The sequence below is a fragment of the Paenibacillus sp. FSL H8-0104 genome, assembly GCF_038050215.1.
In the GTDB taxonomy this organism is placed as follows: Bacteria; Bacillota; Bacilli; order Paenibacillales; family Paenibacillaceae; genus Paenibacillus; species Paenibacillus amylolyticus.
The window spans coordinates 6820290-6837243 of sequence record NZ_JBBOTC010000001.1 but is presented as its reverse complement, the minus strand read 5'-3'; the positions used below and the strand labels follow the sequence as shown (position 1 = coordinate 6837243).

The window sequence follows — 16954 nt, the reverse complement described above, 5'->3', positions numbered from 1 at the left end:
TACACAAAGCATACGGATATGGATCGTACAATATGCTGCTGTAGAGTCATAGAACGATCTTATCGCTCAGGCTCTCATGCTGCGGTCCAAAGGGATGACAAAGGAAACTTTCGTACCTTGGCCCGGCGAGCTGACGATGGTCAAACCTTGTCCGTACATCTGGGTCAACCGGCGATGTGTATTGGTTAATCCAATGCCTCCAGTTCCGCCTGGACCTTTCTTGGGCCACGCCAGTGCCCGTTCGATCTGCTCGGGCTGCATCCCCACACCGTCATCCTCGATTTCAATCAAGGTGGACGCTGTTTGGTTGATGATTCGGATATGCACGGTTCCACCCTCCACTTTGCTGAGAATACCATGTCGAACAGCATTCTCAATGAGCGGTTGAATGGTGAGTGGCGGCAGGGATAGATCAAGGTCATCAGGGATATCCCAGATGACGTTCAACCGATTCATGAATCGTTCCTTCTCAATGTAGAGATAGGCGCGGGATAGATCCAACTCATGAGTGACCTCAACCATTTTCTCCGAATTGACAAAATGAAAGCTGGTCTGAAGGTACTCGATAAAAGCATCGCCCAGTTTCTGCATTCGCTCCGTGTCCATCTCACTAAGAACCATGATTGAATTGAGCGTATTGAAAAGAAAATGGGGCTGAATCTGTGCTTGTAAGTAAGCAGCCTCCATGCGCAGTCGCTCATCAATGGATTGTTTCAGTACGATCAGAGACCCGATGCGATGTCTTAATTCAACGGCATCCACGGGCTTGGTGACATAGTCTGTAGCACCGGCCATGAATCCGGCGTATACATCCGCTGGCTCGTTACGGGCCGTCAGCAACAGGATGGGAAGCTCGGATACCGAATAACGCTTGCGTACGTTCTCGGTCAGTTCATAACCGGACATATGAGGCATCATGACATCGGCAATCAGTAAGTCCCAAGGCTCCTTATCCAATAATTCAAGTGCCTCAAGCGCCGAGGCCGCGGGTTGAATATGATACGGTTCATTCGCCAGCATGGAGATCAGTACTCGCAGGTTTACAGGATCATCATCGACGGCAAGAATTCTTGCAGCAGTCTTATCTTGAGAGACGGTCTGCTGCTGCGGCTCTGCAATCGCAATTTCATCGAAGCTGTGAGCGTCCCATTGCTGCTCAGTCTGGTCCGATAGCGATGCGGTGTCTTCCCGTGGAAGTGAGATCTGGAAGGTCGATCCTTGCCCAGGTACGGATTGCACGGTGAGTTGGCCGCCATGGAGTTCTGTGAGCTGCCTGCTGATATTGAGACCGAGGCCGATTCCTCCGCTTAAACGAGCCTCTGGGGTCCCCTGTTCATAGGCCTCGAATATTCGCTGTTGTATCTCCTCACTCATACCAACACCTGTATCTGAAACTTGAATCAAGACGTACTCTCCATGTTCCCGAACGGACACGGTAATTGTACCCTCATCGGTAAATTTGAGTGCATTATGCAACAGGTTGTAGAGCACCTGAACAAGTCTTCTCTCATCGGCCTGAATCAACGGCAGTGATTCAGGAATATCCACCTGCATATGGATGGGCTTGCCCTCTGCCATGAATCGGAACATACCGATCACGCCTGGAATGACAGATGCAAGAGATAAAGGTTTCTTCTGAAGCGTAATACGTTTTTCCTTCAAACGAATGACATCAAGGAGGTCATCCACCAGTTGGGACATGCGTCGGCCGATGGTAACTAACAGCTTCATGTCTTCTGCCTGCTGCCCACCTGATTTACGACGTTCACGAACCGCGATGCTCTCGGCGATATTGATGATCCCGTGCAGCGGTGTACGCAATTCATGAGCCGTATTCACAAGAAACTGATCCTTCTGGCGATCCTCCTCTTTGAGCTGTTCGTACAACTTCTCGATCTCACTTGAATTGCGGAAGTATTTTCTGAACCAATAGGCGGAGAAGCCAAACATGGCCGCAATCACATCGATCGGATAATACACGTTGGTAATTTCGCTATGTGAGTTCACAATTCCCCATAACACGCTTGATAGGCTGCTAGTAGCCGCAAAGAGCAAAAAGCTTGCGTCGCTTCGTTTCTCGGCTGCCATTCGGAAGAATAGGTACACAGACCAGCCGATGGCAAACAGATAGAGGAAATCAGAAAGCCCAATCTCAAGTACATGATAGATCAGGGTCACTGGTGCGACTAGCAAAAATAAACAGTAAACGCCAAGCACGCTGGCATAGATGCGGAACAGTTTACGCCATTGTAGACTATGGGAGAAACTTTTAGCCATTTGTAAAAGAAAGAATGCGAACAACGGATAGGACAACGCTTTGGCCTTAACGATCCAAGTGAAGTTGAGTGGAATCCAACTTAATAACAGATTGTCATGGTCGGAAGCGACCGTTAGGGCAGCTACTAGTGTTAGCATCGAGAACGTCAGCAGAGCTCGTTCCTTCCGGATAAACAGAAACATGACAAAAGCGTATAGGCTGTGCAAAAGCAGTATAGCGAATGTAATCTTTTGCAAGTCAATGGATAGTCCTCGTTCACTTCCAATGGCTTCTGGAGAACCAAAATAGAGAGAGCGTGTGATCCCTCCGCTATAAGGATCGTCAAAATTGGCTGTCTGCACCAAAAGATTAAGTTCGGTAGAACCGTCAAGCACATAGGAAGTTGTAAATGCAGTCCTTTCTGGTCGATAGGCTTCGGCATGAGTGGCAGGTTGGCCGAATTCGGCAACAATGGTCCCGTTCATCTCGATAATCGATGATGTCTGGATTTTCTGAGCCCAGAGAGAGACTTCCTCCACAGATGGATCTAAAAGTATGCGAAGATGGTATGTCCCATATCCAAACGACGATGAGGATTGTGGTAATGCATCACGCCAGTCACCGGGAACTTGAATCGGTGTGGATGGGTTATCCGCTATTTTCGCGTCACGATTAGAGATTAACGTCTGGGGATAAAACTCCCATTCTCCATCCAGGGATATGGGTGAAGTGTTGGCGAGGTCCCAGCCTCGAAGGTCTAACAAGCCTTCAATGGGTTCAGGATGTGCGGGTATAGTGAAAATCTCGGACCATATCCAGCGAAAGCCAAGCAAAATAGTCAGGAATAGAATCGACAGCACTACATATCGGGGTATCTTTTTATAGGTTATTGGTTTCATGGCAGACTTTAGTTTTCGACAGTTTACTTCAAATTCCTGCATGCCCTCTGCCAAAGATGAACATTTTTTTGAATACCGGAACATAGATTCTATATTTAAATGATAGCGGTCCCACGTCAGAATTTATGGTAAAATTATAGATTAAAGGGTGATCAGTGAGCCAGAGGAGTTGTGCATATGAGAGTGATTTTGGTAGATGATGAATATCTCGCTCTGAGCAGGTTGAACAAACTGTTGCAAGAGAGAGAGGATTGCGAAGTTATCGGCTCTTTTGTGACGGCACAGGAAGCCATAGATCAGATCGAAATTCATCTGCCGGAAATCGTCTTCATGGACGTTCAAATGCCGGGGATGAACGGGATCGAGGCGACTGAACGTATCCATGAGGTTTCTCCTGGAACAGAAGTTATTTTCACAACCGCATATAACGAACATGCACTGACGGCCTATGGGCTTGAAGTGCTGGATTATATTATGAAGCCTGTAACGCGTGACCGTTTGGAAAAAACGATGAAGATGTATCAACGCCGAACGGTGTCAGCAAGTCTGAATGTAGCAGAAGGGCCATCCATGTTGATCCGTTGTCTGGGGATGCTCCAAGTCCAAGTGCACCCCAATGAGCCGCCAAAACATATGAAATTCAGAACAACCAAGATTAGAGAGTTATTTGCTTATTTGCTCCACCATCGGAACAAACCGATTAAGCGTGATACACTACTTGAATTGTTGTGGCCAGAGTTGGATGAGCGGAGAGGTATATCCAATCTGCACAGTGGGATCCATCGCTTACGCAGCATGATGAACGAACTCATGGGTGAGGATAAGATGTCCATTCGCTATCAACAGTTTGGTTATCTATTGGAAACGGGTGAATTCAGGATTGACGCGGAAGAATGGGAGAGCCGTCTTAACCGATTGCCTCTATTATCTTCGTCTACAATAGCTGAACATCGACAGACCTCAGATCAATATGAAGGCAAATATTATGGTGAGGACGATTACGTATGGGCTGAGCTGGAGCGTCAGCGCTTGCATGCACTATGGCGAAACCATGCCATGCAACTTGCACAATATTACATTGATCTAGGACAGAATACGGAAGCACTCACGTTATATTACCGGGTACAGCAATTCGAGCCATCATTGGAGGAAGTCGGACTGGCCTTAATGAAGACCTACGATCGATTGGGTAATAAAGATCCTGTGGTCGCTCAATATAATCAGTTGGTTATCGCTTTAGAACAAGAGGCAGGTATACGTCCTGGCCTGGAAGTTGAGTTATGGTACCAACAATGGAAAAATTCGAATAGTTAATTGGAAATATACAGCCTTGCAGCTTCATTTGCAAGGCTGTTTTTTGTTGTATTTGCTAGTGAAAGGTTTGGTAAGAGTTTGGTAAGAGGCCATGTGTAGAATAAGCAAGATGAGGGTAGATATGATGTTTTGAGTCAGTAAGCAGTCCAAAAATAACATATTAAGTAGGAGGAAACTATGTACACAGCAAAAATCCGGAAGAAACCATGGCAAAGAATTTCCATGCTGGTTCTTTCCTTTATTCTGGCGATTGGAACGTTGCCCATGAGTTTGGCTCAAGCGGAGTCGACTAACCAGACTCCTGTTGGTCCGGGCGGAGTTGGATCCCCTTCACTATGGCTACGACCAGAGCGGGTAAACGGAGTTGCCAGCGGCGAAAAGGTGAGTATCTGGGAAGATCAAGGCAGTAAAATAAACAATGCAACCCAAAGTACTGAAGCTAATCAACCGACCTATTGGGATGATAAGAGTCATAATATCAATTTCAATCCGGTATTGGAATATAACGGCACGAGTAGTTTTATGAATCTGGATGTAAGTAAGCTTCCTCAAGGGAAGAGCCCCAGATCGATCATTACCGTTAGTAGAACCAATAAAACGGGAGGCCTCAATTATATTATTTCATGGGGAGTACAAACGGGTGGTTATACGGGTATGGGGATGCTTCAAGTTGACGCAAGGGGCGGCTTGACAACATTTAACAGTGACCCTAACCAGACTTTGTACACTCCCGACAAGTTCATGGGAATGACATTCCCGACAGAGCTATTTGTTACTTGGACAGGTGGGGACACTGGAACGAATAAAGCTAGATTGTACAGTAAAATGAAGCAGGTACAGGAACTGAGTGGTTGGGGAAAAGATAATGCTAAGGCATGGAATACTGGTAACTCGGACGGAGCCGTAGTTGGTAAGCTAATTCCGGCAACTGCGGCCAATAGTGGGCATTGGGAGGGTACGATTGAAGAAATCATCGTATTTGACCATGCTCTGACGGACGCAGAACGCCAAAAAGTCAGCACATATCTGGCGATCAAATACGGCTATACGCTTGATCAGACGACAGCAAATTCATATGTCGATTCAAACATGACTACGATCTGGGATGCCCAGGAGAACGAAGTCTATACCCACCGCGTTACAAGCATCGGTCGAGATGATCAGAGCGGCTTGATGCAGAAACAAGCCAAAGCGCAGGAAGAAGATTCGATATTGACGATTGCATTAGGCAACAGTATCGAGGATACGAATTCTGCTAATGAAAATAAAATAACAGAAAATTCTTCTTTCTTTACATTCGGTGACAATGGGGAGAAAAATACCGATTTCGTAACACCGATTACTAATGATAAAGAAAAACTGCTTATGATGAAGCGTATCTACAAAATACAGAAATCAAACTGGACTGAAACACAGATTACACTTCAACTAGACAAAAAAGGTGGCTCGACGGAGTTGCCTCGATATCTAGTAATTAGTGATGATGCAAAATTTGATGCTCCAAAATCGTTCCATTTAATTGAAAATGGCCAAGTAAGCATAAATACCTCCAATTTTGGTCTGAATTCATACTTTACGATAGCAGAAGTTGCTGCTCCTTTGACGGCGCCAGACATTACACTGATTGACGATGAGTTGAAATGGGAAGCAGTTGAGCATGCAGATAAATATGAAGTAACGATTGAACTGGAAGACGGTACGAAGCGGACGGAGGAAGTAACCGGAACGGCGCTTAACCTGTCGCAATTGGTACCATCGCTAGAAGTTGGAACTTACACGGTGACAGTAACAGCGAAGACGAACAATCCAGCCTACTCAGATTCAGAAGCATCAAATTCGAAAAGTTATGTTGTTATTGATAAGGCGAAGTTGAAAGCCAAAATCGATGAGATTAAAGATAAGATCGAAACAGGCGAACTGGACGAAGAGGAGTACACACCAGCGAGCTGGACAGTACTTGAAGAGGCAAGGAACGAAGCAAATCGAGTGCTTAATGATCTGACAGCGACTCAAGCGCAGGTAGATAAGGCGCTTTTGGATCTGACAGATGCAAGAACGGGCCTAATCCCTACAACATCTGTACCAGTTGTAGATAAATCAGTTTTGCAAGCGAAAGTAACTGAAATTACAGGTGAAAGCCTGGAAGAATCAGCGTATACGCCAGCGAGCTGGACAGCACTGGATGATGCAATGAACGAAGCAGAGCGAGTGTTGAATGACCTGACAGCGAATCAAGCGCAGGTAGACAAGGCACTTCAAGATCTGACTAACGCTAGAACAGGACTTACCAAAGTGATTGCTACGGATACATCTACGTTGCAAACACTGGTCCCTTCCGTGGGAAGCTTGTCCCCGGCCTTTGATCCGGCTAAAGACACGTACACCATCTCTGTTCCGAATAGCGTATATCAATTTCAGTTAACGCCAACGGCACTTGATCCACTTGCGAAGATTGAAATAGCTGTTGGAGATGGAGAATGGAACGAGGTTTCAAGTGGCACTGTTAGTGAGAATCTACCGCTTCAAGTCGGTGGGAATAAGATCGTTGTTAGAGTAACCGATTCACTTGGAAATGTTACGGCGTATAAAATCAACGTGACTAGAGCATCCAGTGACAATGGTAACAATGGTGGAGGCAACAATGGCAGCGGTGGAAATACGGGAGGTAACGGTGGAAGCACACCAGCACCTACACCTGCGCCAGTACCAACGCCAACTCCGGCACCTGTGAAGGATAATTTGGAAACAACACGGGATGGTAGCCATCAACCATTTGCTACATCCAAACCATCTAATAACAAAGAAACATTGGTTCAAGTTGATCCAGCCAAGCTGAATGTTGCCATGTCACAAGGCACAGGCCAGCAGTTCGCCATTCATTCACCGAATGATGGGGATATGAAGGTGGACGGTTTAACCCTCGAAACACTGAAACAATTGGTGGATCAAGGTTCCAAACTAAACATTAGCAATCTGCTGGCAATCTATCCGGTACCTGGCGGTAAAATGGACGTGAATGGTGTGTCCAAACAGCTTGGTAATGCAGCGTTGAATGATATTGATGTCCATGTTGATATCGCACGTTCCTCGGATGCTTTGATTGACAGCGCTGAGACAAGAGCCGCATCCCAAGGATACGAGCTACTTGTCACACCGGTTGATCTGGATCTGACGTTTACGAAAGATGGACAGACCGTGCGATCCGGCCAGCTGAACGGTTATGCACCGAAGTATATTGCACTTCCGGAAGGTATCGATCCGAACCGGATTACTACAGGCGTAATCATTAATCCGGACGGTAGCATCTTCCATGTACCAACGGTTGTCACGAAGATCAGTAGTCGTTACTACGCGCTCATTAATGACTTGCGTAGCAGCGGAAGTTACTCGGTTATCTGGAACCCGCAGGATTTTGAAGATGCCAGATCCCATTGGGGTAAAATTGATGTGAACAACATCGCTGCGAGATTAGATCTGCAAGGTAACGGAGATAACACATTCTCACCGAACCGTCAGGTTACTCGTTCTGAGTTTGCCGAGATTGTTGTGCTTGGACTGGGCTTAATGCGTCAGGATGCACCACAGAATCTATTCCCTGACGTTAACGATTCCGCATGGTTCCGCTCTGCGGTAGCCCTTGCCAATGAATTCGGTATCGTTCGCGGTTACGATAATGGGAACTTCAACGGTAATCAGGAGATCACACGTGAGCAGGGATTTGCCATGGTTGCTCGTGCGTATCGTCTGATTGAACCGGAAGCGGCAATTAGCCCGGATCAGATGAACTCTGAACTGGAACGTTACAGTGATGCAGCGGATGTATCGAATTGGGCGAAAGAAGATGTAGCCCAGTTGATTGCAGCCGGAATCATCCAAGGTAACGGGCCGGAGGTGCTGAGTCCAAAGACCACGATGACTCGTGCCGAGGTTACTGCATTGATTGCAAGAATGTTGAAAGTAACAAACTTGATTGATCAATAAACACAATCTAAAATGAAAAGCCTTTGCTGACATTGGGGGTCGGCAAAGGCTTTTTTCCATTTTTATTAAATTCTTAAATCCATGTCGTAATACTTTCGCCCTGTTGGCAGATCGTGGAATCTGAGATGATGGGTTCACCAGAGGTTCGGGTGACAAACTTTGAACTGCTGGCCTTCAGGCTATTGCGATCCTTCCTTCTACAATCATTGGAGATCATAGGGTCGCAGCTCTCCTGAAGATTTTATTTCAGAGAGGAGGCGTCCAGGCTATCACATTCCTTCCTTCTAACCCTAACCTTTCACGTTATATAGGGATGTGGCTTTCCTGGACTCTTTTATCATGAACAATACAATCTATTTGCGCAGAGCGAACAAACTCATTATCGAATCAAACGAAGGGAAACAACAGTTGCCGAAGACATATCTGGCGACTGCCCTCAAAAATATTGAAGCACTCGGATACACCTTCTCGGATGAGCTAATGCAGGCGATGCGGCAGCTGTCCAAGGAACTGTTTGAAACAGTGTATCATCAACTCGTGGCTGATCTAAGAGTCATGGTCGGCGCACATGTGAAGTACACACCGATGTATGCAGGATTCCCGATGCAGGTGATGCAAGCGGATGAGGCCGAGTTATATCTCAATGCGATTATTCATTATCTGACCAACCTGACTGTGGTCTGTCCGGATCAACAATCTCTGGAGCGAATGCCTTTGCTGGAGAAGACGGACTTGAAAGTCATTGGTTTGGGAAACCAGCAAGCATTCCAGACACTCATCCGTCAGATCATTGAAGCAAAAGGTTCCATCTCGGAAACAGACAAGGCGGATATCGACACGGTATTGGAGCATGCAGACCCGGAAGACGTGGATGCGCTATTACCCAATGAGATTCCGTTCAAAGAAAATGTGGGCTTTGTGGTTGCCTCGCTGTTGAAGCATGAAAAAGCGAACATCGACCGGATCGGTCCATATTTCAAAACGGCAAGTGATGTCCTGCGTCTGGCTGTTGCCTGGTCCGATGGTGATGTTAGCCTCGCTGCGGCTTCTCCCTTCCGGAAATTCAAACGCCGCGAGAGACGCCTTTTGCTCGGATTATTGGAGCAATGTGGCTCCATGACGGAGGATATGCTGCGATATAAGGATCGCTGGATTCGCCTTGGCGAAATTCTGCATCCTTCGGAATATAAGCTTCGGTATCCACGATGCGAAGAAGCCTTTGATATTTTGCGTAATAATAAGCCTTATTCGACCTTCAACGGAAGTGTGGAGCTTGCCTTCCAATATCGGAATGTATGGAGTCTGATCGATCTGTTGTCACAGCGTCCAGGTGAATTCGCGAGAAGACTGGATCACTTGCTGCGGATGACCGAAGATGAAGCGTATGTACTGCTGGCATTTGGTGAGGTACTGGAGCAAGTATCTACCCCGGTGTTATTGCAGGTAAGACAGCATTTTGCCCACCGTAATGAACCGCAGGATCTGCGTGTCTTCTTCCCGAAAGGCAATGTAGCCAAAGCTTTTGCTGTTCCGAATGAGCTGCCAGAGATCGATGAAGCCACGTGTCAGAATGTCGTGCAATTGTGCGAACAGGCATTGGTAGAGCGCTTCGCTGCCCTTGCCCCGCTTGGAAAGACTTATGTCGATCCACAGCTTCATGATTATCTGGTGCCCTTTTCCCAGAGATCGGCGAGCAAGGCTCTGCATACTATCGTACGTGGGAGTCGTGTGCCGATGGCCGAGGGAGATACCATTCGATTCTTCAACTGGTGGAAAGAGGGGGACGTGGATGGAAAGTCTACAGGGCGCGTGGACATTGACTTGTCTGCGGTGATGTACGATAAGGACTGGAACTATGTGGAGCATATTTCCTATACGAATCTGCGATCCTCTAACTATAAGGCTGTCCATAGCGGAGATATCGTGACCGCACCTTATGGCGCAAGTGAGTTCATTGATCTGCATATTCCATCCATCGTGGCCTATGGTGGACGATATGTGGTGGCGACACTGCTATCGTTTACCAGTCATCCGTATTGTGATCTGCCGGAATGTTTTGTAGGGTGGATGATGCTGAAGAAGCCGGGGTCTGGCGAGATTTTCGAACCGTCTACCGTAGCGAACAAAATCGATATTACCGCGGATACGCAGATTGCGATCCCTGTGATTATGGACCTGGTCGAACGCACCGTCATCTGGACAGACCTGGCGCTGACCAGATATCCGGAATACTACAATAACGTAGAGGGGAATCAGAAAGGTATCGTGCTGATGGGTAAAGCACTAACGAATTTACGCAAACCCGATCTGCACGACTTGTTCATGCTCCACGCGAAAGCTAGAGGAGAACTGGTGGATACAATAGATCAAGCGGATACAATCTATTCGGTGGATCAAGGTATTACACCCTATGATATCGAGCAGATTATGGCGGAGTATCTGGTTTGACCTGTTTGACCTGACTACTGGCGATATGTGAATATCAAGGTTAGAAAAGAGTAGCTGATGCTGCTCTTTTTTTCTGGTTTGGGTGCAAAGAGCCTACAGAATGGTGCAGGTAATGTCGGATGCAAAGAGAATGACTTTGCTAAGCTTAAATTAACGTGGGAGGGATGATATGGATACGCTGAGGCGGTTAAATGAAGCCTTGAATCATATTGAGGAGCATCTGATGGATGTCGTGGACATGAAGGAGATTTCCCGAATTGCCTGCTGCTCGGAGTATCACTTTACACGCATGTTCTCTTTTCTTAGTGGTGTAACACTCTCGGAATATATTCGGCGTCGCCGCATGACACTTGCGGCCATGGAGTTAAGCCACAGTGACAGCAAAATCATTGATATTGCGCTAAAGTACGGGTATACATCGCCGGATTCTTTCACTAGGGCATTTCAAAGCATGCATGACACTACGCCCTCCGAAGCGCGAAACCATGGCCCATCCCTTAAAGCCTTTCCACGGATGACATTTCAACTGACCATTCAAGGAGGAAGCGAAATGAACTACCGCATTGAAGACAAAGAAGCTTTTCGAATCGTGGGTATTCGTAAAAGGGTGCCAATCGTATTCAACGGGGTTAATCCGGAGATCGCTGCGATGTACCAGAGTCTCACACCGGAATTGATTGATACGATCAAGGGGGCATCAAACGTCCAACCTATGGGCTTAATCAGTGCTTCAGCCCATTTCAGTGAGGGACGGATGGCGGAACAGGGAGAACTGGATCATTACATTGGTGCAGCTACGACAAAGGATACGCCTGAAGGACTGGAACAGCTGGAGGTTCCTGCTTCAACGTGGGCTGTATTTACCGTCGTGGGTCCGTTTCCAAGCACGCTTCAGGAGGTGTGGGGCCGGATCTACGCAGAGTGGTTTCCCTCATCGGATTATGAGCTGAGTGAGGGTCCGGAAATGTTATGGAATGAGCACAAGGATGTTACTGTAGAGCAATATAGAAGTGAGATATGGATACCTATTCGGAAGAGATGATACTGTCTCTAGCTTAGTATCTGCGGGCGCAGCTTTTTGAAGCTGCGTTTTTTGTTTTCAGAATTTGCTATCGGATATACGTGCCGTTTTCATTGCAAATTTATGTAATATAATGGTATTATTTTATTGGAATTGTAAGAATACTTGTATGTAGAAGAGTGATTTAAAAAGGGGGGGGGCGACGGAAGTGTCAGTTATTATATATTATAATGTAAGCGCTTTATTAAATGAGTTCCAAGGAGGGAATTACTCATGACCAAAAGTATAGTGAGAAAGGCGCTTGGTTTGTTTTTAATCATCGTTATGATCGCAACAGCTGTTGTATACCCTGCATCTACCGGACACGCGGCAACCATTAATGTGACCGATAACGGCTCCAGAATTGAAGTAAACACCGGATCAGGATTAGTCTATGTGGTGAACAAAACCAATGGGGATATTATCTCGGCCAAAATGAACGGTACGGAGCTGAACAGCAACAGAGGGTCGCATATCGGCTCAGGTTTGGGCTCATCTGCCAATGTGACTTGGAATACTTCTCCTTCAGGATCAACCGTGTTAATCACGGTATCCACAAGCACACTGACTCACTATTATGCTTCGCGTGGTGGGGAGAACATCATATACATGGCCACGCATATCACAGCTCAACCTTCGATCGGGGAGCTGCGGTACATTTTCCGCGGTAATGGTAGTGTGTTGACAGGTGTTCCGGCGAATTCAAACAACAGGGGCAACACCGGAGCGATTGAAAGTCAGGATGTGTTCGGGTTTGCAAATGGACAGTCGGCCTCCAAATATTATGGTAATGATCAGGCCAAAGATTTATCCGTTCGTGGAGTTACGGGGAATGGCGTCGGTGTATTTATGGCCTACGGCAATCGGGAAAAAAGCTCTGGTGGTCCATTCTTCCGCGACATCCAGTTCCAAAGTGGAACCGAGACGGAAGTATATAACTATATGAACTCGGGACATGCACAGACGGAGAATTGGCGCCTGGGTCTGCATGGGCCGTATGCTTTGATCTTCACCACAGGTGGTACGCCAAGTGTACCCGATTTCAGCTGGATGTCTGGTCTGAATCTGCAGGGTTGGGTATCCAGTCGGGGGAACGTAGTGCTTAATGGCCTCTCCGGGATGGATACGGGTTATGCATACACAATTGGGTTCGCCAATAACAATGCCCAGTATTGGGTGGGGACGTCTTCAAGTGGCGCGGCAGCCAAATACAGCATGATCCCGGGCACGTACACTATGACAGCTTATAAGGGAGAACTAGCCGTATATACGGAAACGGTTAATGTCACGGCAGGGCAAACGACGACTCTGAATACACGTACGATCAACAATGACCCAAGTAAAGCCTCTAACATCTGGCGAATCGGCAACTGGGATGGTACACCACGGGAGTTGCTGAATGGACAGACGATTCCGATCCGTCACCCTTCCGATAGTCGCAACCCAAGCTGGGGACCTGTCACCTATGCTACCGGTAGTGCGACCAATCGATTCCCGGCAATCCAGTTCCGTGGTCAGAATTCTCCAACCACAATAACGTTTAATTTGAATGCATCTCAAGCGGCATCTTCTCATACGCTCAACATCGGTATTACCGCAGCTTACAATAATGGTAGACCGAGTGTAACGGTTAATGGACATGCTTTAACCAATCCTGCTGCATCTTCACAGCCCAATTCTCGTAGCTTCACCATTGGTACGTATCGTGGGAACAACACAACCTTTAGCTGGAATGTTCCAGCATCCTACTTCGTGAATGGTTCCAATACCATCACGATTACGCCAATCAGCGGTTCAAGTGACTTGGGTAACTGGTTAAGTGCAGGCTGGGTCTATGACTGTGTTGAGTTGCTGAATTGAATGAAGAATTCAATATAGTGGAAGGAATAGAGGAGGTGGCCTGCCTGGTTTTCTTAACCGGGTTCAGGTTACCTCTTTTAGCTTTGTCATCCGAAATGAAAAGATATCGATTCATGAGATCCCTAAGGATTTTGCTTTGCTGGAGATGGTGATCCGGATAGTGGTATAATTTTCAAGACGTAATCATGAGTAAATGAACGGGAGGAAAAGAGAATGAGAGACGATCTGTTGGTTCAATTGCAAGAGTGGCATGAAGAAGATGAATTTCAGGAAATTGTAGATGCAATTCAAGCAATTCCTGTGGAAGAAAGAGATTATGAGCTGGTTAACCATTTGGGACGAGCGCTGAATAACTTGGAACAGTATGAAGAAGCGGTTGAACAATTCCTGACGGTTGCTAAAGAGGGCACAGGTGACCCACTCTGGCATTATCGGATTGGACTGGCTTATTATTATCTGGAGCAATACGCGCATGCGCTGCAGGCGTTTGAAAGAGCGGATGAATTGGACCCTGAGGATGAAGATACGCTGGAGTTTCTGGGATGGATTCGAAGCAAAATGGAGGAGCCGTCCGAATCTGAACCTGAAGTTGAAACGGATCCAGAGGCTGTTGGAGAATTCCATGTACCCGTTGACGTTGTAGCGACCTTTGAAGCAGTTCCCAGACCGGAATCCGGCGAATTCTGGAACGATAGTGAGCAGGCACTGGAGCACTATGTGTCCAATCCGCCAAGTGATGGTCTCATTGAGTCTGTGGAGGAGCAATTGGTGTTCCGACTCCCTGCCTCCTACATTGAGATGATGAAGCTACATAACGGTGGCATTCCGTACAATCGATATTTCCCTGTAGCCAACACAGATACGGGAGCTACGGATTATGTTGAAATTGAAGGTATACTGGGCATTGGCCGTGAGAAACCTCGCACACTAGCTGGTGTACAAGGCAGCTGGAATTTGATTGAACGTGAAGGTTATCCGGAGATTGGTGTGGTCATCGCAGTATCTCCTTCGGAGTCGGGGGTTATCATGCTCGATTATCGTTCATTCGGTAATGATGGAGAACCTGAGGTCGTTTATGTGAAGAGGGAGAATCCCAAAGAGATCATTCCGCTGGCACCGAACTTTGAGACGTTTATCCAAGGGCTGATGACTCCAGAAGTCTAGTATGAATAATATCATTGTGTTGAAGCGCCTCTATACTAGTGCTAACTAGACAATGTAGAGTGTGGTAAAAACAATACAAGCCGCGAGGGAGATACATTCCCTTGCGGCTTGCTTCGTTCTATCGGAATCTTTCCGGTTTACGCCGGATATCCGCCACCTGGAGGCGGCCATGCGCCGTAGAAGCGACGCAGCAGAACAATCTCCCCTAGATGGTACGAGTTATGGGATGCGATATTGCGCAGAAGTCCTGCTTTAGTTTCACCCGGGAAATAGAGCAGTGGATCATCTAATTGTGCAGTTTCTGCAATGGCTATGGCTTGATCAACTCCATCCAAGAATGCCTGAATATCTGCCTTCCACGTGGCTTCGTCCTGTGGACCCTTCTCCTCAGGCCAGCTCTCACTCACGTTAGCAGGGAGCTGTGGTTTGCGTCCTTCCAAGTGATCGAGCATGAATTGTTGCCAATAATGCATGTGCTTCACCAACTGATAGATCGTATATGGCATGGCATCGTGCGTACGAGCAGCAAGTGTGACATCGATATCGGGTAGAGCACGGGCGATGCGGATATGACCGCGTTCCCCCACTAATGATTTGACAAGGGCTTGCCCAAAGCTTTGATTAACATCTGACATATGGTACCTTCCTCTCTTCCAAGACCGGATCTGATAACCTGTCTTCTATTTAGTATTATACAATTAAATTGCTAAAAATTAAAAATGGATAACCAAGTACCCTCAATACTTAAAATGCCTATGATATAATAGTGAAAATAAATCTCAAGACCTCAGGGTCGAGGAGGAAGCTCCTGTGAAAGTGATATTGGTTGACGACGAACGTCTAGCGTTGATAGGCCTTCAAAAATCACTAGAAAAAGAAGTAAGCGGCATTGAAATTATCGCTACATATATGAATCCAACAGAGGCTGTGGCGGGTATTGTGGAGCACAGTCCTGATGTTGTATTTCTGGATATTCATATGCCGGAGATGGATGGTATGGATCTGGGAAGACAGATTCAGGCGGCAACACCGGGCACCGAAATTATATTTGTGACCAGTTACGATCAATATGCGGTGCATGCTTTCGAATTACAGGCTTTGGATTATGTGATGAAGCCCATCCAAAAGGATCGATTGAAGCAGACGGTGAGCCGCGTAAGAGAGAAACTGAGCGTAAAACGCGAGCAGCGGTCAAAGGATACAAACGTACCTTTAATTTGCTGTTTTAATCAGATTCAGTTTAAGCTTCCGGGAAAGGATATTCAGGTTGCCAAATGGCGTACAAGCAAGGCGCAGGAGCTGTTTGCATACTTGCTTCACCACCGGAACCAGGTCATCCATCGCAGTGTTCTGCTGGAGCTTCTGTGGCCGGGAATGGAAGAAGAGAAGACGACACACCAACTCTACACTGCAATGTATCATGTCCGCCAAACCCTGAAAACTTGCAATATGGATATGATCACGATTCAGAGCGGGCACCTGGAGGCAGGCTATCGACTCGAATTGGGTGAGGCTCAGTTGGATAGTGAGCAGTGGGAACGGGAAATCAGGCAATGGAAAGTCGTAGACGCAAGTACCGTTCATGCCTATGAGCAAGCGCTTCATCTATATAAGGGTACCTATCTTGGCAATTATGAATACATGTGGGCTGAACCTGAGCGAGAAAGATTACGCTATCTGTGGCTGTATCATATGAGACAACTAAGTCTGTATTACCAGCAGCATGGGCTGGCGGAGAAAGTGGTCGAGAGTACACAACGTATCCAGCATATGCTTCCGGATGAAGAAGAAAGTTATTTTATGCTAATGAAGTTATATGATGAAATGCACAACGATCTCGGTGTGGAGGAGCAGTATCGTCTCTTAACCACCAGAATGGAGCAAGATTTGGAGATACCGATCAGTGAGGACATTACCGAATGGTATCAGGACTGGAAGCTCGGTTTAACCAAAGTCATGAAAAAATAATTA

Annotated in this window: 9 protein-coding genes; 7 read left to right on the top strand and 2 right to left on the bottom strand. The window is 46.8% G+C overall.

The genetic code is table 11. The annotated features are described in order from the left end of the window. Positions 1-66: 66 nt before the first annotated feature. Positions 67-3156 carry a hybrid sensor histidine kinase/response regulator gene (locus NST38_RS29975; protein WP_076252235.1) on the bottom strand — a complete coding sequence of 1030 codons (3090 nt, stop codon included), beginning with the start codon at positions 3154-3156 and terminating at the stop codon, positions 67-69. A gap of 177 nt (positions 3157-3333) precedes the next feature. On the opposite strand from NST38_RS29975, the gene NST38_RS29970 reads away from it, so the two are divergent. The 6 genes from NST38_RS29970 (at position 3334) to NST38_RS29945 (ending at position 14983) form a co-directional block, all read left to right on the top strand. Next, positions 3334-4470, top strand: a complete 1137-nt coding sequence (locus NST38_RS29970; RefSeq protein ID WP_076252080.1) for a response regulator — start codon at positions 3334-3336, stop codon at positions 4468-4470. Positions 4471-4647: 177 nt separating this feature from the next. Continuing rightward, positions 4648-8451: an S-layer homology domain-containing protein gene (locus tag NST38_RS29965; protein WP_076252077.1), complete on the top strand. Its 3804-nt coding sequence runs from the start codon at positions 4648-4650 to the stop codon at positions 8449-8451. Positions 8452-8790: 339 nt separating this feature from the next. Continuing rightward, entirely contained in the window at positions 8791-10899 is a 2109-nt protein-coding gene (locus tag NST38_RS29960) for a TerD family protein (protein WP_076252076.1), read from the top strand. A gap of 169 nt (positions 10900-11068) precedes the next feature. Beyond that, complete coding sequence (locus NST38_RS29955; RefSeq protein WP_076252074.1) at positions 11069-11941, top strand: AraC family transcriptional regulator; 873 nt, start codon at positions 11069-11071, stop codon at positions 11939-11941. A gap of 252 nt (positions 11942-12193) precedes the next feature. Then, the gene (locus NST38_RS29950; RefSeq protein WP_076252072.1) at positions 12194-13819 is read left to right on the top strand and encodes a rhamnogalacturonan lyase B N-terminal domain-containing protein; all 1626 of its coding nucleotides are present in this window, start codon (positions 12194-12196) and stop codon (positions 13817-13819) included. Between the two features lie 213 nt (positions 13820-14032). After that, positions 14033-14983, top strand: coding sequence for an SMI1/KNR4 family protein (locus NST38_RS29945; protein WP_076252070.1), 951 nt, complete (start codon positions 14033-14035; stop codon positions 14981-14983). Positions 14984-15120: 137 nt separating this feature from the next. Here the strand turns inward: NST38_RS29945 and NST38_RS29940 are convergent, their stop codons facing one another. After that, positions 15121-15618, bottom strand: coding sequence for a DinB family protein (locus tag NST38_RS29940; RefSeq protein WP_076252067.1), 498 nt, complete (start codon positions 15616-15618; stop codon positions 15121-15123). Between the two features lie 175 nt (positions 15619-15793). On the opposite strand from NST38_RS29940, the gene NST38_RS29935 reads away from it, so the two are divergent. Beyond that, complete coding sequence (locus NST38_RS29935; protein WP_076252065.1) at positions 15794-16951, top strand: response regulator; 1158 nt, start codon at positions 15794-15796, stop codon at positions 16949-16951. Positions 16952-16954: the final 3 nt, after the last annotated feature.